The sequence below is a fragment of the Burkholderia sp. NFPP32 genome (assembly GCF_900119325.1).
Lineage (GTDB): Bacteria > Pseudomonadota > Gammaproteobacteria > Burkholderiales > Burkholderiaceae > Burkholderia > Burkholderia pyrrocinia_C.
In genome coordinates, this window is the sequence record NZ_FPJP01000001.1 from 633,037 (window position 1) to 655,758 (window position 22,722).

Sequence of the window (22,722 nt, forward strand, 5' to 3'; positions counted from 1 at the left end):
CGGGCCGCCCGGTACTGCCGTACCGTGTGCTGCGTGCTACGTCTTGCGCGTTACGCGCTCCGCGCCGGCAGGATCTTGCCCGCGCAGGTGCCGAAGCCGACGCGATAGCCGTCGCCCTGGCACCATCCGGCGAGCGTCAGCTCGTCGCCGTCCTCGATGAATGCGCGGCTGCCGACGCCGTCCAGCGCAACCGGCTCCTTGCCGTTCCACGTCAGTTCGAGCAGGCTGCCGAACGAATCCTTCGTCGGCCCGCTGATCGTGCCCGAACCCATCAGGTCGCCGACCCGCGTGTTGCAGCCCGCGACCGTGTGATGCGCGAGCTGCTGCGCCATCGTCCAGTACATGTGCTTGAAGTTGGTGCGGCAGATCGACGTCGCATGCGCCGCCCCTTCGGCGCGCAGCGTCACTTCGAGCGCGATGTCGAACGCATGCCTGCCCGCGTGGCGCAGATACGCGAGCGGCTGCGGCGACTGCTCCGGCTGCGCGGTGCGGAACGGTTCGAGCGCGTCGAGCGTGACGATCCACGGCGAGATCGTCGTCGCGAACGTCTTCGCGTTGAACGGGCCGAGCGGCACGTATTCCCACTGCTGGATGTCGCGCGCGCTCCAGTCGTTCAGCAGCACCATCCCGAAGATATGCGCCTCCGCGTCCTCGCACGCGATCGGCTCGCCGAGCGCGTTGCCCTTGCCGACGATGAAACCCGTCTCCAGCTCGATGTCGAGCTTGCGGCACGCGCCGAACACCGGGCGCTCCTGGTCGGGCAGCTTCAGTTGCCCGTTCGGGCGCCGCACCGGCGTGCCGCTCACGACCACCGACGACGCGCGGCCGTTATAGCCGATCGGCATCTCCGACCAGTTCGGCAGCAGCGCATTCTTCGGATCGCGGAACATCGACCCGACGTTGGTCGCGTGCTCCTTCGACGAATAGAAATCGGTGTAGCCGGGGATCTCGACCGGCAGATGCAGCGTCGCGTCGCGCTGCGCGACGAGCACCTGCGCGCGCAGCGCCGCATCGTCACGCAGCCGCGCGTTGTCGCGCGAGAACAGGTCCGACAACTGCACGCGCACGCTGCGCCATGCATCGCGGCCGAGCGCGATGAACGCATTGAGCGTCGGCGCGGCGAACGCGTCGGCGCCGGCCGGCAGCGTCACGAGGCCCGCGCGCGCAAGCGCCGCGAGATCGACGATCTGGTCGCCGAGCGCGACGCCCGCACGGCGCGCCGCCTGCTTCGCATCGCTGAAAATCCCGAACGGCAGGTTCTGGATCGGGAAATCGCAGGCGGGATCGTTCGCCGTGTCGACCCAGCTCTTGCGGGCCGGGTCGAGCGTCGCGCGCCAGTCTTGGGTGTCGCTCATCTTTGCTCCGGGTTGAAGTGTTTCCTGATGCCTTGCCAGCATTCGAAGTAGTCGGCCTGCAACTGCGCGGTGTCGAGCGCGTAGCGCGTCGGCCGGATCAGCGTGCGGGTCTCGAACATGAACGCCATCGTCGCGTCGACCTTGTGCGGCTTCGTCGTGTCGCTCGCGGACGCCTTCTCGAACGTGTCCGCGTCGGGCCCGTGGCCCGACATGCAGTTGTGCAGGCTCGCACCGCCCGGCACGAAGCCTTCCGCCTTCGCGTCGTACGCGCCGTGCACGAGCCCCATGAACTCGCTCGCGACGTTGCGGTGGAACCAAGGCGGGCGGAACGTATCCTCGGCCGCGAGCCAGCGCGGCGGGAAGATCACGAAGTCGATCGTGTCGACGCCCGGCGTATCGCTCTGCGACTGCAGCACGAGGAAGATCGACGGATCGGGATGGTCGTAGCTGATCGAGCCGATCGTGTTGAACAGGCGCAGGTCGTATTTGTACGGCGCGTAGTTGCCGTGCCACGCGACGACGTCGAGCGGCGAATGGCCGATGTCCGCGCGCCACAGTCGGCCGTTCAGCTTCGCGATCAGCTCGAACGCGCCTTCGCGATCCTCGTAAGCGGCCTGCGGCGTCAGGAAGTCGCGCGGGTTCGCGAGACCGTTCGAGCCGATCGGGCCGAGATCCGGCAGGCGCAGCTGCGCACCGAAGTTTTCGCAGATGTAGCCGCGCGCGTCGCCGTCCGGCAGCGCGACGGAAAAGCGCACGCCGCGCGGGATCACCGCGATCTCGAACGGCTCGACGTCGAGCCGGCCGAATTCGGTCGCGATGAACAGCCGCCCCTGCTGCGGCACGATCAGCAGTTCGCCGTCCGCGCTGTAGAAGAAGCGGTCCTGCATCGAGCGGTTCGCCGCGTACAGGTGGATCGCGCAGCCGTTCATCGCGGCCGCCGAGCCGTTGCCGGCCATCGTCACCAACCCGTCGACGAAATCGGTCGGCTCGACCGGCATCGGCAGCGGATCCCAGCGCAGCTGGTTCGGCGGCGTCGGCGGCACGTCGGCCGAGTCGCCGAATTCCGACACGAGCCGCTGCGGGCCCGCGTATGGCTCGAACGGCCGGTGCACGGCGGCCGGGCGGATGCGGTACAGCCACGAGCGGCGGTTGTGGCCGCGCGGCGCGGTAAACGCGGTGCCCGACAGCTGCTCCGCATACAGCCCGTACGGCGCGCGCTGCGGCGAGTTGCGGCCGTGCGGCAGCGCGCCGGGCAGCGCCTCGGTCGCGAATTCGTTCGCGAAACCGCTCAGGTAGCCGGCGGTCGCCGGTTTCGACAGGTCAAGCGTCATCGTTTCATTTCTCCATCAATTCATCGCGACATTCGGCGCCTGCGCGCCGTTTCGCCGCGTTACGCCCGCCAGGCCAAGAACGAACAGCGCCGAACACAGCACGGGCACCGCGGCCGCGTGGAACAGCGCGCCGTTCGACCAGTTCAGCGCAATCAGTTGTCCGCCGACGAGCGGCCCGAGCACCGAGCCGATCCGGCCGATGCCGAGGCTCCAGCCGATGCCCGTGGAGCGCAGCGACGTCGGGTAATACTGGCCCGCGAGCGCGTTCACGGCCGGCTGCCCGCCGACCACGCAGAACCCGCCCGCGAACACGACGACCAGCAGCCACGGCAGCGCATGCGCGACCGAGCCGATCAGCCCCACCGACACGGCCGCGCACGCGAAGCAGGCGAACAGCACGCGCACGAAGCCGTAGCGTTCGATGAACCAGCCGAGCGACAGCGTGCCGATCACGCCGCCCGTCTGCAGCGCCGTGCCGACGATCACCGCCGTGCCCGGCGAATAACCCGCGTCGCGCATCACGGTCGGCAGCCAGTTCGACAGGAAGTACAGATCGATCAGGTTCATGAAGCTGATCGCCCACAGCAGCAGCGTGACCGGCAGGCGGCCGTGGCTGAACAGCTCGGCCACCGGCGCGCCGGTCGCGGCCCGCTCGCGTACGACGAGGCGCGTGTCCGCATCGATGCCGGCCTGCGGCGCGAAACGCGCAAGCCAGTCGCGCGCCTGCGCGATGCGCCCTTTCAGCACCAGGAACTGCAGCGATTCGGGCAGCCGCGCGACCATCGCGATCGTAAGCGCGAGCGGCACCGCGCCGCCGACGAAGAACACCGAACGCCAGCCGAGCGCCGGAATCAGCGCGGCGCTGATGAAGCCGCCGATCGCAGCGCCAAGCGTGAAGCCGCACGACACCATCATCATCCGCTTCACGCGATGCGCGGCCGGACTGAACTCGCCGACCAGCGCCATCGCGTTCGGCATGATGCAGCCGAGGCCGAGGCCCGTGACGAAGCGCAGCGCCATCAGCACGGGAATCGAGCTTGCGAACGGTGTCGCGAGCATCGTCACCGCGAAGAACAGCGTCGAGCCGATCAGCACCGGGCGCCGCCCGATCCGGTCGGCCAGCACCGACAGCCCGAGCGCACCGAGCAGCATCCCGAACAGGCTCGCGCTGAACACCGGGCCGAGCGCCTGCTTCGGCACGCCCCATTCGGCGATCACGCTCGGCGCGACGTAGCCCATCGCCTGCGCGTCGAAACCGTCGATCACGAGGCACAGCCCGCACAACACGAGCAGCATCCAGTGAAAGCCCGGGCGATGGGTCTCGTCGATCACGCGCTCGACTTCGAGCACGCGCGCGTCGGCCGGCGCCGCGCTCATTGCGCCACCTCGGCGGCCGGATGCACGGGCGGCGTCACGCCCTGGCGCGCGAGCGCCATCGCTTCGCGCAGCACGTCGATGTCGCCGATCTGGTTCGCGAGCAGCAGGATCAGCTTCGCGTTGACGAGCTGGCTGTCGGCATCGGACAGGTCGCGATGCATGTCGATCAGCGCTTCGTAGAACGCGTCCGGATCGGCCAGGCGCGGGCGGGTGTCGAGTGAGGGCATGACGGGGTCTCCGGTGTCTTTATCGTGTCCAATGCGGTATTCATCGTGCGCAGGTCGCGCGCGCCAGTGCGTCGGCAAGCGCCTGACGGTCGAGCGTGCGCATGCGTGCGCAGACATGCTGGTCGGGACGCAGCAGGTAGAACGTGCCGGGCTTCGCGTCATAGCGTTGCGCGGCGAAACCGCCGACGTCCTCCACGACGTCGATGCCGGCCACCGGCTGCGCGTGCCCGGCGGGCACGACGAGCACCGGCCGCACCGGCAGCGCGAGGCCGTCGACGGCCTGCGCGAGCGCGGCCGCGTCGCCCGGCAACCCGAACAGCACGCCGGTGAAGCCGCCGCGCAAGTGCTGCAGCAGCCAGCCCGCCGCACCCTGCACACGCACCGGCGCATCGGCCGCCGCCGCGCCCGGTCGCATCGCGCATGCGAATGCGTCGCCGCCGCGGTCCGGCGTGTTCAGCGGCGAATCGGCCAGCACGGCCGGCACCGACAGGCGGCCGCTGTTCACGAGCTTGCGCGCGAATTCGCAATCGCGCGCAAGCTTCAGCGTCGCGTCGCGGAACACGCGCGACACCGGGCTTTTCGGCGTGATGAAATCGGTCGAGCGCGTCGAGTTGCGAATGTTCTCGTCGGCCGCTAACTCGCGTTCGCTCGCGTACGTATCGAGCAGGCGGTCGGCCGAGCGGCCGTCGAGCACGAGCTTCAGCTTCCACGCGAGGTTGTCCGCATCCTGCACGCCGCTGTTCGCGCCGCGCGCGCCGAACGGCGACACGCCGTGCGCGGAATCACCCGCGAACAGCACGCGGCCGTGACGGAACGACTCCATCCGCTGGCAGCGGAATGTGTAGACGCTCACCCATTCGAGCTCGAACGCGGCGTCCGGCCCGAGCAGCGCGCGCACGCGCGGGATCACGCGCTCCGGCTGCTTCTCGGCGACGGGATCGGCGTCCCAGCCGAGCTGGAAGTCGATGCGCCATACGTTGTCGGGCTGGCGGTGCAGCAGCACCGACTGGTTCGGGTGGAACGGCGGATCGAACCAGAACCAGCGCTCGGTCGGAAACTCCGCCTTCATCTTCACGTCGGCGATCAGGAAGCGGTCCTTGAACGTACGGCCGTGGCTTTCGAGGCCCATCATCGTGCGCATCGGGCTGCGCGAGCCGTCGGCCGCGATCACGTATTGCGCACGCAGCGTCGCGACGCCGTCCGGCGTCTCGATCGTCAGCACCGCATGCTCGGCCGACTGCTCGACGCCCGTCACCTTGTGCTTCCAGCGGATGTCGATGTTCGGCAGCTCGAACGCGCGATCGGCCAGATAGCCTTCGACGTAGTACTGCTGCAGGTTGATGAACGCGGGGCGTGCATGCCCTTCCTCGGGCAGCAGGTCGAATGCGTAAAGCTGTTCGTCCTGCAGGAACACCTTGCCGACGTGCCAGCTCACGCCCTTGTCGACGAAGCGCTCGCCGCAGCCGAGCCGGTCGAAGATCTCGAGCGTGCGCTTCGCGAAGCAGATCGCGCGCGAGCCGGTGGACAGCGTGTCGTCGTCGTCGAGCAGCACGACAGGCACACCCTGCTGCGCGAGGTCGATCGCGGCCGACAGGCCCACCGGGCCCGCGCCGACGACGATCACCGGGTGAACGGCCGCGTCATGCGCGCGCGGACGGTACTCGAACTTCAGCGTCTGGTAATCGATGCTCATGGTCGCCATCCGCGCCTCAACCCTGCCGTGCGCGCGCCGGCGCGCCCGTCATTCCGCCCGTCACCTGCCGGCGCTCCCGCCCGCCTTTCCTGTCAACCGCCACGTCTCGCTCCTTGCTTCCCGTTGATTCGCGAACGGCGCCGTAGAACGACGCCCGAATGCCGCATTTCTTGATCGGCGACAAATCCTGGATTTACGAATAGTAAAACCAATTACGAATAGTGAAATAAACGTAAACCCTAGCCGCCGGTTCGAGGACGGGATAACCATATGAGCGAAACGCCGAGCCGAGCGTGGCGCGCGCTGCTAATATCGAGATACGAGGCGGCCCGTTCGGCCGCCGTTTTTCCTTCTTACGCCGATGATTCCGCCCACCATTCCCGAGCTGGTCGCCCGTGCCGGGCAACTGCCGTATCTGCGGGATCACCTCGCGCTTGCCGAAGGCGGCACCGCGAGCGCGAATCTGCCCGAGCGCACGCTCGGCAGCGCCTACGAACCGATCTACGACGTGACGATGCCCGGCGCGCCGCAATCGACGTCGTTCACCGACGCGATCGAGCGCTACGGCGACGAACTCGGCTTCCAGGCTGTCACGGTCGTCACGGGCGCCGCGCACGATCCGGTCGACTCGGCCGTCGACGACCAGACACTCGTCGCGATCGACCGCCTGTCGCGCGCGCTGCACGCGATCAACTTCTTCGGCGCGCAGCGCCACGGGCTGCTGTTCCTGCGCGTGCACGAACGGCTGCTCAAGAGCGTGAAGTACGACCACGGCAAGCATTTCTCGTCGGTGCTGCAGCGCTTCGGGCTGCCGACCGAGCGGATCGTGATCGAGCTGCCGGCGGTCGCCGTCGCGCACAAGACCTTCCTCGGCTACCTGACGCGCAGCTACCAGCATCACGGCTTCAAGGTCGCGGACAAGCTGCCCGATCCGGGCCGCATCCTCGCGGTCGAATCGGAGATGGCGCGGCCCGACTACATCAAGATGGATGCGGGCATCGCGTTGCGCGACGGGATGGTCAAGGCGCTCGTCGCGTATGCGCAGCGCGTGCGGATTCCGCTGATCTTCGACGGCGTCGTCGACGAGACGCAGTGCGAGCTGCTGCGCCAGCACGACGTGCGGTTCATGCAGGGGCCCGCGTTCGCGAAGGTCGTGACGGCCTGAACGGATGGGACGGCAGGCGCGCGCGGAGAGCCGCGCGCCGCATGCCGGATGCGGGTGTCGTGCTGCTGCGGGATGGGGCGATCGGGCCGCCTGGCGCGACCCGCTGCCCGACGCCTGCCCGTCGGTGCCGATGGTTAGCGCTTACGCTCGTCCGCCATCGTCGTACTTGGGCAGATCGTCGTCGATCTCGATGCCCGGGAAACGATCCCCATACCAGACGTGCCACGCCGGGCGCAGCCGCGACGGCTCGTCGAGCGTCGCATAATTGATTTCGACCGTTTTCGGCGCGTCGCCAAGCCGGTATTCGAGCTGCGCGCCGCAACGGCCGCAGAAGCGCCGCTCGCCCCACGCGCTCGACGCGTAGACGGTCGGCTCGCCCTGCAGGTATTCGAACGCGTCGATCGGCACCGATGCCGATGCGACGACCGCCGCGCCGGTCGTGCGTTGACAGAGCCGGCAGTGGCAGAAGCCGGCGTCGGTCGGAACGTGGGCGATACGGTAGCGGATCGCGCCGCACGCGCATCCGCCTTCCATCGTTTCTGGGTGGGACATCGCGAACCTCGTCGTCGGGAAGCCGGCGAACGATGATGAGCGCGGTTCGACCGCAGCACAAGAGACGGCGGCAGCGCCGTCATCGGCTCTCACCGACACCGGAGACGAAACCGCTGCGGCGCGACGGCGATAGCCGCGCGCCGCGTTGCTCACGCCGTCTGCCCGAGCCGCTGCGCGAGCGCCTTCAGCTTCGGCCCGACCTGCGTACGGAACACGTCCTCGTCCATCGACGATGCGGGGCCGCTGCAGCTCAGGATCAGCCAGCGCCCCTCGCGCGGCTCGCGAAACGGCACGGCCGCCGCGTTCACGTCCATATGCCATGCACGGAACGAATAGCAGCAACCGCCCGCCGAGAACTCGGCCACCGCATGCTGTGCGGCGGCGACGAGCGCATCGGCGTCGGCCGCGCCGCCGGCCGCGCGATGCAGTTCCGCATAAAGCGCGCGGCGCACGTCCTCCGGCTGCACGGCCAGGTACGCGCGCCCCATCGAACTCGTCAGCATCGACAGCCGCGAACCGGGCGCGAGCCCGAGCGTCAGCGCGGTCTCGCTGCGGATCGTCTCCAGATAGATCATGTCGAGCCCGTCGCGGCAGCCGAGCGATACGGCCGCGCCGATCTCGCGCGCGAGCGCCTGCATGTGCGGCCGCGCGAGGTCGATCGTCCCCGAGCCCGACAGCAGCGCGTAGCCGAGCGACAGCACGCCGGCGTCGAGCGCATACTTTCCGAGCGTCTCGTCGTAGCGCAGATAGCCGAGCACGGTCAGCGTATAGGCGAGCCGGTTCACGGTCGCCTTCGGCAGCCCCGTGCGCTCCGCGAAGTCGCGGTTGCCGAGCATCGTCTCGCCGGGCCGGAATGCGCGCAGCAGGTCGAGCCCGCGCGCGAGCGCGACGACGAACTTGCGTTCGTCGATCGTGGTTTCGTCGATGGTTGAAAGTGTCATCTGGTGCTACACTGGGTTCGATTTGCAAAACATTGTTCCGCACAGCGGAACTTCAGTCAAGTGATCATTTGGCATGAGCCCGATCAAACCGGGGACGACCGCAAAGCATGGGGTCTGCGCAAGCGCTGAAGCGCTAACGCGGACCGACAGGAGATGAGACGATGAGTGCTGCAACTTTTCATTGGGACGATCCGCTGCTGCTCGACCAGCAACTGACCGAGGAAGAGCGGATGGTGCGCGACGCCGCGCAGGCTTACGCGCAGGACAAGCTCGCGCCGCGCGTCACCGAAGCGTTCCGCCACGAACGCACCGACGCAGCCATCTTCCGCGAGATGGGCGAAGTCGGCCTGCTCGGGCCGACGATTCCGGAGGAATACGGCGGCCCCGGCCTCAATTACGTGAGCTACGGGCTGATCGCGCGCGAAGTCGAGCGCGTCGATTCGGGCTACCGGTCGATGATGTCCGTGCAGTCGTCGCTCGTGATGGTGCCGATTCACGAATTCGGCTCGGACGCGCAGAAGCAGAAATACCTGCCGAAGCTCGCGACCGGCGAATGGATCGGCTGCTTCGGGCTGACCGAGCCGAACCACGGCTCCGATCCGGGCAGCATGGTCACGCGCGCGAAGAAGGTGCCCGGCGGCTACTCGCTGTCCGGCGCGAAGATGTGGATCACGAATTCGCCGATCGCCGACGTGTTCGTCGTGTGGGCGAAGCTCGAAGAGAACGGCAAGGACGCGATCCGCGGCTTCATCCTCGAGAAGGGCTGGAAAGGCCTGTCCGCGCCCGCGATCCACGGCAAGGTCGGGCTGCGCGCGTCGATCACCGGCGAGATCGTCCTCGACGAGGTGTTCGTACCAGAAGAGAACCTGATGCCGAACGTGAGCGGCCTGCGCGGCCCGTTCACATGCCTGAACTCGGCGCGCTACGGGATCGCATGGGGCGCGCTCGGCGCCGCCGAATCGTGCTGGCACACCGCGCGCCAGTACGTGCTCGACCGCCAGCAGTTCGGCCGGCCGCTCGCCGCGAACCAGTTGATCCAGAAGAAACTCGCCGACATGCAGACCGAAATCACGCTCGGCCTGCAAGGCGTGCTGCGCCTCGGCCGGATGAAGGACGAAGGCACGGCGGCCGTCGAGATCACGTCGATCATGAAGCGCAATTCGTGCGGCAAGTCGCTCGACATCGCGCGGCTCGCGCGCGACATGCTCGGCGGCAACGGCATCTCCGACGAATTCGGCGTCGCGCGCCACCTCGTGAACCTCGAAGTGGTCAACACGTACGAAGGCACGCACGACATCCATGCGCTGATCCTCGGCCGCGCGCAGACAGGCATCCAGGCATTCTTCTGATCGTCCGGATGCGGCGCGCCCGGCAGCGATGCAGCGTACGCGCAAAAAGATACGGCCCGCCCGGCATGACTGCCGGGCGGGCCGTTTTTCATCCGATATCGGATCCGCGGACCGGGCCGCCGGCCCGGTACCGCGTTCACGCGCCGATGCTTACTTGTTCGGCTGCGGCGTGAGGCGCAGATACGGACGCACCGCGTTGAAGCCCTTCGGGAACCGCTTCTTCAGCTCTTCCGGATCCTGCAGCGACGGCACGATCACGACGTCGTCACCATCCTTCCAGTTGCCGGGCGTCGCGACCTTGTAGTTGTCGGTCAGTTGCAGCGAGTCGATCACGCGCAGCACTTCGTCGAAGTTGCGGCCCGTGCTGGCCGGATAGGTGATGGTGAGCCGCACCTTCTTGTTCGGGTCGATCACGAACAGCGAGCGCACCGTCAGCGTTTCGTTCGCGTTCGGATGGATCATGTCGTACAGCTGCGAAACCTTGCGGTCCGCATCGGCAATGATCGGGAAGCCGACGACCGTCGACTGCGTTTCGTTGATGTCGTTGATCCAGCCCTTGTGCGATTCGACGCCGTCGACCGACAGCGCGATCACCTTCACGTTGCGTTTCTCGAATTCGCCCTTCAGCTTCGAGGTCAGCCCGAGTTCAGTCGTGCACACCGGCGTGTAGTCGGCCGGATGGGAGAACAGGACACCCCAGCTGTCGCCGAGCCACTCGTGAAACTTGATGGTGCCCAGGCTCGATTCCTGCTCGAAATCCGGTGCGATGTCGCCAAGACGCAGACTCATGATGTTCCCTCCTCGAACGATGCTGGTTGAAACCGCGCGCCGTATGGCGCGGGACAGTCCATCAGCTTACGGGAAGCAATGGGCCGTGCGAACGATTATTCCGTTTGATATTCATACTTTTTTGTCATTTTTACGCGGTGTTGCGGCGAGACGGCCGGCCACGTGGGAAACTTTTCACCCCGTTTGACGCTCTGCTGATAATTACAAATCGTTTACCATGCGGTCTTGCACGCCGCCGTACGTCTTCCCGGCTCGCCAGCAGGCAGGCGTTTCGCTACGATGTGAACCTGCAGCATGACAGCACGAAGGGAGTTGCAATGTCGGAAATCAACAAGGAGAAACTGATGTCGGATATCAAAACCGTTCTCGCGGACGCCGAAGACCTGCTCAAGCAAGCCGCCAGCAGCACGGGCGACCGTGCGGCCGAGTTGCGCGAGAAAGCCATGTCGCGCCTGAAGCAGGCCAAGGACAAGGCCGCCGACGTCCAGGTCGTGGTCGTCGAGAAAGGCAAGAAGGCCGCTCGCGCGACCGACGATTACGTGCACGAGCATCCGTGGACGTCGATCGGCGTTGCAGCCGGCGTCGGCGTGCTGATCGGTCTGCTGATCAACCGCAAGTAACGCGCGCTGCGCCGTTCCGTCCCGTGGGCCGCGTCGCGCGGCCCGCGGGCGTCGAAGCCGACCGGCGGTTGCCGCCGGCCGGCTTTGTCCTAGCTGCTCACTGCACGCGCAAGCACCTCACCCATGACGACAGACACCACCTCGCAGCCATCCGGCCAAGGACCGCTGCGCCGCCTCGTCGGCTCCGCGATCGGGCTTCTGCAAACGCGCCTCGAACTGGTGGGCATCGAGCTTGCCGAAGAGAAGGAACGCCTGATGGGCGTGCTGTTCCTCGGCCTCGCCGCAATGATGCTCGCGACGATGGCGCTCGTGAGCCTGACCGTGCTCGTCGCGATCGCGTTCTGGGATACCTATCGCTGGCAATCGCTCGCAGCGATCACCGCGCTGTATGCCGCAGGCGGCATCGTGTGCGCGCTGAAGGCGCGCTCGGGCCTGCGCGACGCGCCGACCGTGTTCGAGGCGACGCTCGCCGAACTCGATAAAGACCGCGAACTGTTCCGCGGCAAGCCGTGAACGCAGTCGTGTTCCCCCTTCCCACCTACTTCGCCGACGCGCCATGAGCCAGAACGTCACGGGCAATGCACACCGCCCCCATTCGTCGCGATCGAACTGGAGCGCGTCGCAGCATCGCGCGCTCCGCAAGGAATTGCTGATCCTGCGATCCGAAGTCGAGCGACTCGAACTCGCGGCGGCCGCCGGCGAAATGCGCCAGGCCGTCACGCGCTTCAGCTGGCTCAAGGTATTCATCCCCGGCCTTTCCGGCAGCAAGTTCAGCCAGTCCGCAAAAAACCTGAACGCGAGCCTCGGCCACCTCGTCAACCAGTATCCGATGCTGAGTTCGCTCGCATCGCTCGTGCTGGCGAAACCCGTTCGCTCGCTGCTGCGCGCGAGCGCCGGCCCCGCGCTGAAGTGGGGCACGCTCGGCTTCGCCGCATGGGAGGTCTACCGGATCTGGAAGCAGTCGCGCGACGAGCGCGAGCTCGACGCACACGACGACTGATACTCGGCGACCTGCGCGCACGGCCATGCACCGTTGCGCGCCCTTCGTGCGAATTCAACGCACGCCCCAGCAAGCAGCACCCTGTTCGTCGGCGCCATCCCTTCGCGCATTGCCCTTCGTCCCGTCCGAACGCAGCGTGAAGGCGCCGCACGCATCGTCGTGCATCGGGCCCGTGTCGAGCGGGCTTGCTTCCAGCTCGTAGGTTACCGGCGAGTCGTCGCCGTCCGGCCGCCTGAGCGCCAATCGATAAACGGCCCGCCCGTCCGGCGGCGCCTGCGCGAGCGCGTCCGGCAATGCCGGCGGCGGTGCGCCGTCCAGCGTTTCGAGATATTGGGCTGCCCGATACAGCGCGGACACCGCCGACGCGCGGTGAACGCGCACGACATGCTCGCGATACGACGGGATGCCCCATCCGGCCAGCACCGCGACGATCGCGAGCACGATCATCAGCTCGAGCAGCGTGAATCCCGCCGATCGGTACACGGACGCGCGACCGTTCATCGAAGCCCCGCCGCGACGCGCCGCCAGCGCAGCGCGACGATGCGTCCGTCACGTATTGCGACCTGGTGTTGCAGCCAGACGGCACTCGACGCATGCGCGCCGACGCCACGCGCGGTAACGACGTAAGCGCGGCCACCGGCCGGCCCTGCCCCGCGCCACGCCTCGATCAGGCATCGCGGCGGCTGTGCGGCCATCGGCCATCCGGCGAACGGCGCGAACGCTTCGGCGGCCGCCATCGCCGGCATGCGCCGCCACGCGTCGGGCTCCGTGTGCGATTCGCCTTCGTTCACGTAGGGCGCCGAACCGCGAAGCAATCGCGCAGTACATGCCGCAAGCGCGGCATCGGCCGCATGGAATGCGATCAGCCGATCAGACAATGCACGCGTGCGGCGCGATTCCGTCAGCGCGGCTTCGAACCACGTGCCTGTCAGTGCTGCAACGGCGGCACCAACCGCGATCACTGCGGGCAATGCAAGGCCCGCGTCGCGACGCCAATCGCGACCGGCTGACCGGAAACGTATGCGCGGCTCGTGCCGGTTCGTTGCCACGGCTCCCGTGCGCACGCCCTGTCGCAGTTCGTCACCGTTCGCCACAATGTGTCCGGGCAGGTTGCCTGCCGCAACACATCGCGATATCTCCCGCGCGTACCTTCCTGCTTCGCTCATCGCAACACCTCGCGTGCGTGCGTTGCGTCGCGCAACGTATCGTCGAATGCGATCGCTGCATTCCTCAACGCGACGACACGATGCAGCGTCAAACGTGCACGGCCGTCCTGTGCAACCGCAGCTCGACCGTCGCAGTCGACGTGGCGGGCCGGCTCGCGCATCGGTTCGCCGCGCGCCCGCACGCAGACATGCACGGCCACGACATCGCGCCAGTCGTCGACACGCATCGCATCGGCATCGACGAACTGCATGCCTCCGCGACGAAGATAGCGCGCACGCAACTGATCGATGCCCGACACGACCGGCTGTGGCGTGCCTGGACGGCCGTTTCCTTCGCAGTACAGTTCGGGCTCGCCGGTCGACGGACTGACGTGCGCATCGAAGCGGTTCTCCACCGGTGCCCGTTCGCCGGACACGCCGACACCCTGCCCGAGACAATCCGACACCTGGCCGCTCGCCGTCGGCCACGTCGACACGGCATCGCCGACATATCGGATCAGCAGTGCGTCCGACGAAGCGCTCGCAGGCTCGCACCGTACCTGCGCACCGTCGCCGCGCACGCGCGCCATCGAACAGCCGAATACCGGCGGCAACGATGACGCGCGTTCTGCATCGAGCGGCCGGAATCCTGCCATCTGGAGCTGCTGGCCGATCAGCATCAGCGCGGTGCCGGCTGCATCGCGCATCCGGAACCCGTCTTCCGCGCGCCGCTGCGCAACGCGCTGCGCGTGGTACAGCGCACCGGCCGCCGCGAGCACGAGGAGGCCGACGGTCATCGCGATCAGCACTTCGAGCAGCGTATGCGCACGCATGCGGCGATCAGCGTTCATCTGCACCAGCCTCCCGAAACGGAATCCGGACGCAAGACGGCGGCTGCGCCGGCGCACCTGCAACTTCGCATCGCGGCGAAACCGCTGCATTGCCGCCTCTCCAGCCGACAATCGCGTACCGGACGCCGGCCGGCCCGTCGTCGAGCGTCATCGCACCGCCGGGCAACGATGCAGCCGCCAGCGCCGCGAGACCGTCGTCGGCTCCTGCGCCGGCGCGCGGGCCCTCGATACGCGCATCGGCCAGCCACAGCGCGCGTTCACGCCAGATCGTCGCCCGCTGCGTGTGCGCCATCGCGAGCTGGCTGCCGGCCACCGCCAGCATCACGGTCGCGAGCAGCGCGACGGCCAGCATCGCCTCGATCAGCGACGTGCCGTGCATTGCGTTGCGCATGGTCATCACGCCGCGTCGCAACGGCCGGCGACAACGCGCGCGCGGCCGCCCGCCGCAATCCGCACGCAACGCGAAGCGCGTGCGTCGTCGGCTCCGGACGGGTCGCGGCGCGGACGCAATTCGAAACGCCGGATTCCGCCGATCGCCTGGCCGGCCGGCGGCGCGAAAGCCAGATCGTGCGCGGCGCCCGCGACGGCCACTTCGGCATCGCGCGGATAGCGCCGCAGCACGCGCGACTGCCCGTCGAATTGCCCGCTGACGAGCCAGTCGCACGACCATTCGGCCGGATCGCACCGCTCGCCGGCACGCAGGCAAACACCGTCGCTCCCGGCCCGGCACAGCGTGACGCGCACGCCGAGACGCGTCGCCTCGGTACGCGCAAACGACAGCGCCCCGAGCAACGCAAGCGAGCGCGCATCCACGCGTTCGCGCATGCGCCACTGGTCGAACGCGGGTGCCGCATAGAGTGCAAGCCCGGCCGCCAGCGCGATAACGACCATCAGCTCGACGAGCGTGAACCCGCCCGAGCGTCGCACCACGCTTTTCAAAGATGGATAACGCAGTCCCATCGCAGTCGTCCTCCGCCAAAGTGATGCGACGACTGTAGCGACACGTGCGGACGCACGCCATTTGCCGAACGGCTGACTGGCGACATGCGATCGCGACCGACACAATCGGCGCGAACTGAACCAACGGAGAAGATGATGAACGGACGCAGCGCGTCAGCGCTTACGCGGGGTCTTGGCGGGAGAGGCGCGACGGAACTCTTCGATCACGTCGGCAAATTCAGAAACGTCCTCGAACCGGCGATACACCGATGCGAAGCGGACATAGGCAATCGTATCGAGGCCGCGCAACTCGTTCATCACGAGTTCGCCGAGCTTCTCGCTACGCACTTCACGCTCGCCTGTCGCGAGCAGTTGATATTCGATGCGAGCGACCGCCGCATCGATCGCGTCGGCGGCAACCGGCCGCTTGCGCAGCGCGAGTTGCATGCTGGCGACGATCTTGCGGCGGTCGAATTCCGTGCGGCTGCCGTCCTTCTTCACGACGAACGGCAGGGACAGCTCGACCCGCTCGTACGTCGTGAAGCGCTTGTCGCAAGCCGAGCAGCGACGGCGCCGCCGAATCGCGGCGCCATCTTCGGACACGCGCGAATCAACGACCTGCGTGTCGTCATGCCGGCAGAACGGGCAGCGCATCGTCGATCAGCGATAGACCGGGAAACGCTTGGTCAGCTCGGCGACCTGCGCACGCACGCGCTCGATCGTCGCTGCATCTTCCGGGTTCTCCAGCACGTCGGCGATCAGGTTGCCCACCTGCTCCGCTTCCGCCGGCCCGAAGCCGCGCGTCGTCATCGCCGGCGAGCCCAGGCGCACGCCACTCGTCACGAACGGCTTTTCCGGGTCGTTCGGGATCGCGTTCTTGTTCACCGTGATGTGCGCCGCGCCGAGCGCCGCTTCCGCTGCCTTGCCCGTGATGTTCTTCGCACGCAGGTCGACCAGCATCACGTGGCTTTCCGTGCGGCCCGACACGATCCGCAGCCCGCGCTTCACCAGCGTTTCAGCGAGCACGCGCGCGTTCTCGACCACCTTTTCCTGGTACGCCTTGAACTCCGGCGACAGCGCTTCCTTGAACGCCACAGCCTTCGCCGCGATCACGTGCATCAGCGGGCCGCCCTGGATGCCCGGGAAGATCGCCGAGTTGATCGGCTTCTCGTACTCGGACTTCATCAGGATCACGCCGCCGCGCGGGCCGCGCAGGCTCTTGTGCGTCGTCGTCGTGACGAAATCGGCGTGCGGCACCGGGTTCGGGTACACGCCGGCCGCGATCAGGCCCGCGTAGTGCGCCATGTCGACCATCAGGTACGCGCCCACCGACTTCGCGATCTTCGCCAGGCGTTCGAAATCGATCTTCAGCGAGAACGCCGACGCGCCCGCGATGATCAGCTTCGGCTTGTGTTCCTGCGCGAGCTTCTCGGCCGCTTCGTAGTCGATGTCTTCGTTCTCGTTCAGGCCGTAGCTCACCACGTTGAACCACTTGCCCGACATGTTCACCGGCGAGCCGTGCGTCAAGTGGCCGCCGTGCGCGAGGCTCATGCCCATGATCGTGTCGCCCGGCTTGAGCATCGCGAAGAACACGCCCTGGTTCGCCTGCGAACCCGAGTTCGGCTGCACGTTCGCCGCTTCCGCGCCGAACAGTTGCTTCACGCGGTCGATCGCCAGCTGCTCGACCACGTCGACGTACTCGCAGCCGCCGTAGTAGCGCTTGCCCGGATAACCTTCCGCGTACTTGTTCGTGAGCTGCGAGCCCTGCGCGGCCATCACGGCCGGGCTCGTGTAGTTTTCCGACGCGATCAGCTCGATGTGATCTTCCTGGCGGCGGTTTTCATGCTCGATCGCTGCAAAGACTTCGGGATCGACGTTCGCGATGGTGCTTTGGGCTCTGTCAAACATACGGTTTCCGTTAAGTGTGTACAGGTTGACCGGGGTGGCCGAGTACGGTGCGCTGCTGGCGGGACCAGCTCGACGTGGCGGAAGAATCCGGATGACGCGAGGCAGGACAGCCACCGGCGATGCACGCGACGGCGCACAACGGCTGCCCAGGCGAACGGCAAAAACGGCGCCCCGCGCTTCACGGTGGGATGCTCCACCTTGAACCCGAAGGGTTCTATCGCCAGTCACGCAGGGGTGATGAGCGCGTTAGTGTATTGGATGCGTCATGAATAGGCAACCGCACGGCAGCGCGCCGGGAGCAATTGGGGCCAGACTCTACGCGCCCGTGCCGAAACGCTTTGCCGCCTTGCCGCGGTGCGGCAATCTCAGTAGGCTTGCGGGATATCACCCGCTACTTTGTTATCGACCAGGAGCAGCAATGATCGTGTTCGTCACAGGCGCGTCCGCCGGCTTCGGCGCCGCCATCGCCCGTGCCTTCGTCAAAGGAGGCCACCACGTCGTCGCGACCGCGCGTCGCAAGGATCGTCTCGACGCGCTCGCCGCCGAGCTCGGCGATGCGCTTCTGCCGCTCGAGCTCGACGTGCGCGACCGCGCGGCCGTCGAAGCCGTGCCGGCCGCCCTTCCCGCCGAATTCGCGGCACTCGACGTGCTCGTCAACAACGCCGGCCTCGCGCTTGGCGTCGAGCCGGCCCACAAGGCCAGCCTCGACGAATGGCAGACCATGATCGACACGAACTGCTCGGGCCTGGTGACCGTCACGCACGCGCTGCTGCCCGGCATGATCGAGCGCGGCCGCGGCCATATCTTCAATCTCGGTTCGGTTGCCGGAACCTATCCGTATCCGGGCGGGAACGTATACGGCGCAACCAAGGCTTTTGTCCGACAATTCAGCCTGAACCTGCGCGCCGACCTGATCGGCACGCCGTTGCGCGTGACCGACATCGAGCCGGGCCTGTGCGGCGGCACGGAATTCTCGAACGTCCGCTTTCGCGGCGACGACGCGAAGGCGGCGAACGTGTACCAGAACGTCCAGCCGCTCACGTCCGAGGACATCGCCGACACGATCTACTGGATCGCGACGCGCCCGGCACACGTGAACATCAACACGATCGAGATGATGCCGGTCGCCCAGGCACCGGCCGGCCTCACGATCCATCGCGGCTGACCCATCGCGCACACCGCGGGCCGGCCTCCGGCCGGCCCGCGGTGTGCCGCATCGTACTACATTCCGTTACGAAACGGTTACGAATCCGGTTCCTGCGTTCCGGTAGAATGCGCGCCATGACTCAGCCTACCCGCTCCCCGGAAGGGCGTTCCGGCTTTACCTGGCCGGTGCGCGTGTACTACGAGGATACCGATGCAGGCGGCATCGTCTTCTATGCCAACTACCTGAAGTTCTTCGAGCGCGCCCGCACCGAGTGGCTTCGCGCATGCGGCATCGACCAGCGTCGGCTCGCCGACGATACCGGCGCGATCTTCATCGTCCGCAGCACGTCGCTCGACTACCGCGCACCGGCGCGACTCGACGACACGCTGGCGATCACGAGCCGGCCCGGACGCATCGGCCGCGCATCGGTGGAATTCACGCAGGAAGCCTGGTGTGGCGACACGCTGCTCGTGGCCGGACATATCCGCCTCGGCTGCGTCGACCGTAACGGTATCCGGCCCGCGGCCATCCCGCCGGCCGTGCTCGACGCGCTGCAACGCGGGCCCGTCATCGACGCCGGGCAGACTGTATTGTCAACGAAGCTCGCATGAGCGCCGTTTAGACAAAGCCTATGAACTTGCCTTCCTGATTCGATACTAAGCAAGGTTCGGCGCCAGGCTTGGCCGGCGCGCCGCGCCGCACGCATACCGGGCGCCCCGAAGGGACGTTACTCAAACCTCTATGAACACTTCTCAAGACCTGTCGATCATTTCCCTCGTCCTCAACGCGAGCGTGCTGGCCCAGGCCGTGATGGGGCTGCTGCTGCTGCTGTCGCTGATGTCGTGGACCTTCATCTTCCGCAAGTGGTTTGCGATCCGCCGCGCACGCGCGCAGACCGAACGCTTCGAGAGGGATTTCTGGTCGGGCGGCGACCTGCAGGCGCTGTACCAGAGTGCGGCCAACAACCGCCACACGATCGGCGCGCTCGAGCGGATCTTCGAATCGGGTATGCGCGAATTCCTAAAGGCGAAGGAAAAGCGCCTCAGCGATCCGGGCCTCGTGCTCGACGGTGCACGCCGCGCGATGCGCGCGTCGTTCCAGCGTGAAATGGACGTGCTCGAAGCGAACCTCGCGTTCCTCGCATCGGTCGGTTCGGTCAGCCCGTACATCGGCCTGTTCGGCACGGTCTGGGGGATCATGAACTCCTTCCGCGGCCTCGCGAACGTGCAGCAGGCCACGCTCGCGAACGTCGCGCCGGGTATCGCCGAGGCGCTCGTCGCGACCGCGATCGGCCTGTTCGCCGCGATTCCGGCGGTGGTCGCGTACAACCGCTACGCGCACGACATCGACCGCCTCGCGATCCGCTTCGAGACCTTCATCGAAGAGTTCTCGAACATCCTGCAGCGTCAGGCCCAGTAAGGAGCTCGCCATGGCAGGAAGTCCCATCCGATCCAGCATGCGCGGCGGCCGCTCGCGCCGCGCAATGGCCGACATCAACGTCGTGCCGTACATCGACGTGATGCTGGTGCTGCTCGTGATCTTCATGGTCACCGCACCGCTCGTCGCCCCGTCGATCATCAACCTGCCGACCGTCGGCAATGCCGCGCCGCAGGAGCAGACGCCGCCCGTCGTCGTCAACATCAAGGCCGACCGCACGATGAGCGTCAAGTACAAGGGCGACTCGGGCGCGACCCGGGAAGACACGATGACGAAGGCCGAGCTCGACAGCTTCATCTCGGCCCGTCAGGCCGATCATCCCGACCAGCCGGTCGTGATCGCGGCCGACAAGACCGTGCAGTACGATGCGGTCATGACCGTGATGTCGGATCTGAAGGCGCGCGGCGTCAAGCGCGTCGGCCTCCTCGTCAAATCGCAATGAACCGGCAGCAATCCCTGCGCAGCACCGGCTATCCGCCTCGGCCACCTCGCGAGCGCGGCACCTGGCGTGCATTCGCGCTCGCCGCGCTGATGCACGTGCTGCTCGCGCTGTTTCTCTATCACGGCGTGCAGTGGCAGAACAGCACGCCGGCCGGCGCCGAAGCCGAGCTGTGGACCGAAGTGCCCGACGTCGCCGCGCCGCGGCCTGTCCTGACGCCGCCCGCGAAGGTCGCGCCGCCCCCTCCCCCGGTGCGTGACGAACAGGCCGACATCGCGCTGCAGCAGAAGAAGCGGCAGCAGGAAGCAGCCGCGCGCGAAGCGCTGCTCGAGCAGCAGCGCCGCGCGCAGCAACTGAAGGCCCAGCAGGAAGAGGACGCCCGGCGCGCGCAACTTGCGGCGCAGCAGGCTGCCGCGCTCGCCGCGCAGAAGGCCGCGGAACGCGACAGGCAGAAGCAGGCCGACAAGCTCAAGCAACAGCAGCTCGAAGCGCAGCAGAAGCTCGAACAGCAGAAACTCCAGCAGCAAAAGCAGGCGCAGCTCGAAGCGCAGCAAGCGGCGAAGGCGAAGTCCGACGCGGCCGCGAAGGCGAAGGCGGAAGCCCAGGCCAAGGCGAAGGCCGAAGCCACGGCGCGCGCGAAGGCCGATGCGGCGGCGAAGGCGAAGCTCGACCGCGAACGCAGCGCGCGTCTTGCGCAGATGCAGGGCCTGTCCGGTGCCGGCGAAGGCGGCGGCGAAGGCCTCGCGAAGAGCGGCACGGGCACGGGCTCCGGCGGCAATGCCGCATCGCCCGGCTATGCCGACAAGGTGCGCCGCCGCGTCAAGCCGAACATCGTTTGGGGCGGCGAGCGAGCAGGCCTGACCACCGTCGTCAAGATTCGGTGCACGCCGTCCGGTGACGTATTGAGCGCATCGGTCTCCCGCTCCAGCGGGAATTCGGGGTGGGATCAAGCCGTGGTCAATGCGATCCAGGCATCGGTCCCGTTGCCGCCCGATTCTAACGGTCGTACCCCGTCGGACATTACGATTACCTTCAAGGCGGCGGAGTGAAAGGAAATACGCTTACACTCCGGGCGTCGCTGTCGGACGGGAACGAATCGGGTATTTTTACTGTCTCTCTGCGGTTGCGCAGCGATCCAAGTCATACGGGAAGCAAGAAGCATGAGTTTGATGACAAAACTAGGTTTCAGGGCACTCGTGGCCTCGTGTCTGATTGCGGCGGGCAGCGCCGCTAACGCCCAGGTCAACGTGCTGATCACCGGTGTCGGTTCGACCCAGTTCCCCATTGCCACAGCGAATTTCGCGAATGAGGCAGGCCTGCCGCAGCAGGTCACGTCGATCGTCCGCGCCGACCTCGCCCGCAGCGGCAAATTCACCAACATCGACGCGGGCAGCACGCCCGTGCCCGAGACCGCCTCGGTCGATCTCGGCGCATGGAAGGCCAAGGGCGCGAATGCGTTCGTCGCCGGCAGCGTGAACCGCGACGCGAACGGCCAGTACAAGGTCAACTTCATCCTGTACGACACCGTGAAGCAGCAAAGCCTCGGCGGCCTGTCGCTGACGGCCACCGACACCACGCTGCGCACGGCCGGCCACAAGATTGCCGACTACATCTACCAGAAGCTGCTCGGCGTGCGCGGCGTGTTCGCCACGCGCCTGTCGTACGTGATCAAGACCGGTAATCGCTACCAGCTGCAGATCTCGGATTCGGACGGCCAGAACGCGCGCATCGCACTGTCGAGCACCGAGCCGATCATCTCGCCGGCCTGGTCGCCGAGCGGCACGAAGGTCGCGTACGTGTCATTCGAGCGCAAGAAGCCGATCGTCTACATCCATGACCTGCCGACCGGCCGCCGCTACATGGTCTCGGACCAGAAGGGCAACAACAGCGCACCGGCATGGTCGCCGGACAGCAACACGCTCGCCGTCGCGCTGTCGCTGACCGGCAACACGCAAATCTATACGGTCAATGCGAACGGCGGCGGCCTGCGCCGTCTCACGCAGAGCAGCTCGATCGACACCGAGCCGTACTACTCGCCGGACGGCCGCTGGATCTACTTCACGAGCGATCGCGGCGGCGCGCCGCAGATCTACCGGATGCCGGCACAGGGCGAAAGCGCCGGTGCCGCGCAGCGCGTGACCTTTACCGGCAGCTACAACACGAGCCCGCGTGTGAGCCCGGACGGCAAGCTGCTCGCCTACATCTCCCGCACCGGTGGGGGCTTCAAGCTGTACGTTCAGGATCTGCAATCCGGAGCGGCGAACGCCATCACGAATACGAATCACGACGAATCGCCGAGCTTCGCGGCAAACGGCCAGTACCTTCTGTACGCTACCCAGTCGGGTGGTCGCAACGTTCTGGCTGCAGTGCCCTCCGACGGCAGCGCGCTGCCACAGATCCTGTCCGTCCAGGGCGGCTCCGTTCGTGAGCCGTCCTGGGGGCCCTTCATGCAATGAC

Annotated in this window: 26 protein-coding genes and 1 riboswitch; of the genes, 11 read left to right on the plus strand and 15 right to left on the minus strand. The window is 67.0% G+C overall.

Translation table 11 applies throughout. From position 1 onward, the window contains the following. Positions 1-50: 50 nt before the first annotated feature. Genes fahA through BT264_RS02975 form a run of 5 tightly spaced genes read right to left on the minus strand, consistent with a single transcriptional unit; the run spans position 51 to position 5,992 of the window. Positions 51-1,355, minus strand: coding sequence for a fumarylacetoacetase (fahA, locus tag BT264_RS02955; RefSeq protein ID WP_072436224.1), 1,305 nt, complete (start codon positions 1,353-1,355; stop codon positions 51-53). After that, a complete protein-coding gene (gene hmgA / locus BT264_RS02960; protein ID WP_072436225.1) occupies positions 1,352-2,686 on the minus strand; it encodes a homogentisate 1,2-dioxygenase in 1,335 nt (444 codons plus the stop codon). The genes fahA and hmgA overlap by 4 nt, the downstream gene beginning before the upstream one ends. A gap of 15 nt (positions 2,687-2,701) precedes the next feature. Beyond that, positions 2,702-4,063 (minus strand): MFS transporter, encoded by a 1,362-nt coding sequence (locus BT264_RS02965; RefSeq protein WP_072436226.1) that lies wholly within the window; start codon positions 4,061-4,063, stop codon positions 2,702-2,704. Continuing rightward, the gene (locus tag BT264_RS02970) at positions 4,060-4,290 is read right to left on the minus strand and encodes a DUF2783 domain-containing protein (RefSeq protein WP_072436227.1); all 231 of its coding nucleotides are present in this window, start codon (positions 4,288-4,290) and stop codon (positions 4,060-4,062) included. The genes BT264_RS02965 and BT264_RS02970 overlap by 4 nt, the downstream gene beginning before the upstream one ends. A 40-nt stretch (positions 4,291-4,330) precedes the next feature. After that, positions 4,331-5,992 carry an FAD-dependent oxidoreductase gene (locus BT264_RS02975; protein ID WP_072436228.1) on the minus strand — a complete coding sequence of 554 codons (1,662 nt, stop codon included), beginning with the start codon at positions 5,990-5,992 and terminating at the stop codon, positions 4,331-4,333. Between the two features lie 352 nt (positions 5,993-6,344). On the opposite strand from BT264_RS02975, the gene BT264_RS02985 reads away from it, so the two are divergent. Next, complete coding sequence (locus BT264_RS02985) at positions 6,345-7,148, plus strand: EAL domain-containing protein (RefSeq protein ID WP_072436229.1); 804 nt, start codon at positions 6,345-6,347, stop codon at positions 7,146-7,148. Between the two features lie 141 nt (positions 7,149-7,289). Here BT264_RS02985 and BT264_RS02990 read toward each other — a convergent pair whose 3' ends face one another. Continuing rightward, a complete protein-coding gene (locus BT264_RS02990) occupies positions 7,290-7,700 on the minus strand; it encodes a GFA family protein (protein WP_072436230.1) in 411 nt (136 codons plus the stop codon). A gap of 149 nt (positions 7,701-7,849) precedes the next feature. Then, positions 7,850-8,641: an IclR family transcriptional regulator gene (locus tag BT264_RS02995; RefSeq protein ID WP_072436231.1), complete on the minus strand. Its 792-nt coding sequence runs from the start codon at positions 8,639-8,641 to the stop codon at positions 7,850-7,852. 161 nt (positions 8,642-8,802) lie between these two features. Here BT264_RS02995 and BT264_RS03000 point away from each other — a divergent pair, with 161 nt between their 5' ends. After that, positions 8,803-9,990, plus strand: coding sequence for an acyl-CoA dehydrogenase (locus BT264_RS03000; RefSeq protein ID WP_034182834.1), 1,188 nt, complete (start codon positions 8,803-8,805; stop codon positions 9,988-9,990). A gap of 150 nt (positions 9,991-10,140) precedes the next feature. Here the strand turns inward: BT264_RS03000 and BT264_RS03005 are convergent, their stop codons facing one another. Then, positions 10,141-10,779 (minus strand): peroxiredoxin, encoded by a 639-nt coding sequence (locus BT264_RS03005; RefSeq protein WP_072436232.1) that lies wholly within the window; start codon positions 10,777-10,779, stop codon positions 10,141-10,143. A gap of 317 nt (positions 10,780-11,096) precedes the next feature. Here BT264_RS03005 and BT264_RS03010 point away from each other — a divergent pair, with 317 nt between their 5' ends. From BT264_RS03010 to BT264_RS03020, 3 genes are all read left to right on the plus strand, one after another. Continuing rightward, a complete protein-coding gene (locus BT264_RS03010; RefSeq protein WP_026044969.1) occupies positions 11,097-11,399 on the plus strand; it encodes an ElaB/YgaM/YqjD family protein in 303 nt (100 codons plus the stop codon). 123 nt (positions 11,400-11,522) lie between these two features. Continuing rightward, positions 11,523-11,912 (plus strand): phage holin family protein, encoded by a 390-nt coding sequence (locus BT264_RS03015; protein WP_072436233.1) that lies wholly within the window; start codon positions 11,523-11,525, stop codon positions 11,910-11,912. A 43-nt stretch (positions 11,913-11,955) separates the two neighbouring features. Beyond that, on the plus strand, positions 11,956-12,399 hold the full coding sequence (locus BT264_RS03020; RefSeq protein WP_072436234.1) for a DUF3318 domain-containing protein: 444 nt from the start codon (positions 11,956-11,958) through the stop codon (positions 12,397-12,399). A 54-nt stretch (positions 12,400-12,453) separates the two neighbouring features. Here the strand turns inward: BT264_RS03020 and BT264_RS03025 are convergent, their stop codons facing one another. From BT264_RS03025 to glyA, 7 genes are all read right to left on the minus strand, one after another. Next, positions 12,454-12,900 (minus strand): type IV pilin protein, encoded by a 447-nt coding sequence (locus tag BT264_RS03025; RefSeq protein ID WP_072436235.1) that lies wholly within the window; start codon positions 12,898-12,900, stop codon positions 12,454-12,456. Beyond that, a complete protein-coding gene (locus BT264_RS03030) occupies positions 12,897-13,370 on the minus strand; it encodes a hypothetical protein (protein WP_371287012.1) in 474 nt (157 codons plus the stop codon). The genes BT264_RS03025 and BT264_RS03030 overlap by 4 nt, the downstream gene beginning before the upstream one ends. Positions 13,371-13,561: 191 nt before the next feature. Continuing rightward, on the minus strand, positions 13,562-14,395 hold the full coding sequence (locus BT264_RS03035; RefSeq protein WP_072436236.1) for a type IV pilus assembly protein: 834 nt from the start codon (positions 14,393-14,395) through the stop codon (positions 13,562-13,564). After that, positions 14,385-14,792 (minus strand): type IV pilus modification PilV family protein, encoded by a 408-nt coding sequence (locus BT264_RS03040; RefSeq protein WP_083533892.1) that lies wholly within the window; start codon positions 14,790-14,792, stop codon positions 14,385-14,387. Before BT264_RS03040 ends, BT264_RS03035 begins: the two co-directional genes overlap by 11 nt. Then, positions 14,792-15,355 carry a GspH/FimT family pseudopilin gene (locus tag BT264_RS03045; protein WP_072436237.1) on the minus strand — a complete coding sequence of 188 codons (564 nt, stop codon included), beginning with the start codon at positions 15,353-15,355 and terminating at the stop codon, positions 14,792-14,794. Before BT264_RS03045 ends, BT264_RS03040 begins: the two co-directional genes overlap by 1 nt. Before the next feature lie 153 nt (positions 15,356-15,508). Continuing rightward, positions 15,509-15,988 (minus strand): transcriptional regulator NrdR, encoded by a 480-nt coding sequence (nrdR, locus tag BT264_RS03050; protein WP_006476792.1) that lies wholly within the window; start codon positions 15,986-15,988, stop codon positions 15,509-15,511. Positions 15,989-15,994: 6 nt separating this feature from the next. After that, the gene (gene glyA, locus BT264_RS03055) at positions 15,995-17,242 is read right to left on the minus strand and encodes a serine hydroxymethyltransferase (RefSeq protein WP_072436238.1); all 1,248 of its coding nucleotides are present in this window, start codon (positions 17,240-17,242) and stop codon (positions 15,995-15,997) included. Between the two features lie 137 nt (positions 17,243-17,379). Beyond that, a riboswitch (ZMP/ZTP riboswitch) is annotated at positions 17,380-17,480 on the minus strand. Positions 17,481-17,660: 180 nt separating this feature from the next. On the opposite strand from glyA, the gene BT264_RS03065 reads away from it, so the two are divergent. The 6 genes from BT264_RS03065 to tolB all read left to right on the plus strand — a co-directional run bounded on the left by BT264_RS03065 (position 17,661) and on the right by tolB (position 22,721). Then, complete coding sequence (locus BT264_RS03065; RefSeq protein WP_072436239.1) at positions 17,661-18,407, plus strand: SDR family NAD(P)-dependent oxidoreductase; 747 nt, start codon at positions 17,661-17,663, stop codon at positions 18,405-18,407. A 107-nt stretch (positions 18,408-18,514) separates the two neighbouring features. After that, on the plus strand, positions 18,515-19,000 hold the full coding sequence (gene ybgC, locus BT264_RS03070; RefSeq protein ID WP_072436240.1) for a tol-pal system-associated acyl-CoA thioesterase: 486 nt from the start codon (positions 18,515-18,517) through the stop codon (positions 18,998-19,000). Positions 19,001-19,130: 130 nt separating this feature from the next. Continuing rightward, a complete protein-coding gene (gene tolQ / locus BT264_RS03075) occupies positions 19,131-19,808 on the plus strand; it encodes a protein TolQ (protein ID WP_034182824.1) in 678 nt (225 codons plus the stop codon). Between the two features lie 10 nt (positions 19,809-19,818). Beyond that, on the plus strand, positions 19,819-20,268 hold the full coding sequence (tolR, locus tag BT264_RS03080; protein ID WP_072436241.1) for a protein TolR: 450 nt from the start codon (positions 19,819-19,821) through the stop codon (positions 20,266-20,268). Beyond that, positions 20,265-21,314 (plus strand): cell envelope integrity protein TolA, encoded by a 1,050-nt coding sequence (tolA, locus tag BT264_RS03085; protein ID WP_072436242.1) that lies wholly within the window; start codon positions 20,265-20,267, stop codon positions 21,312-21,314. The genes tolR and tolA overlap by 4 nt, the downstream gene beginning before the upstream one ends. Positions 21,315-21,425: 111 nt before the next feature. After that, positions 21,426-22,721: a Tol-Pal system beta propeller repeat protein TolB gene (tolB, locus tag BT264_RS03090; protein ID WP_072436243.1), complete on the plus strand. Its 1,296-nt coding sequence runs from the start codon at positions 21,426-21,428 to the stop codon at positions 22,719-22,721. Position 22,722 lies beyond the last annotated feature (1 nt).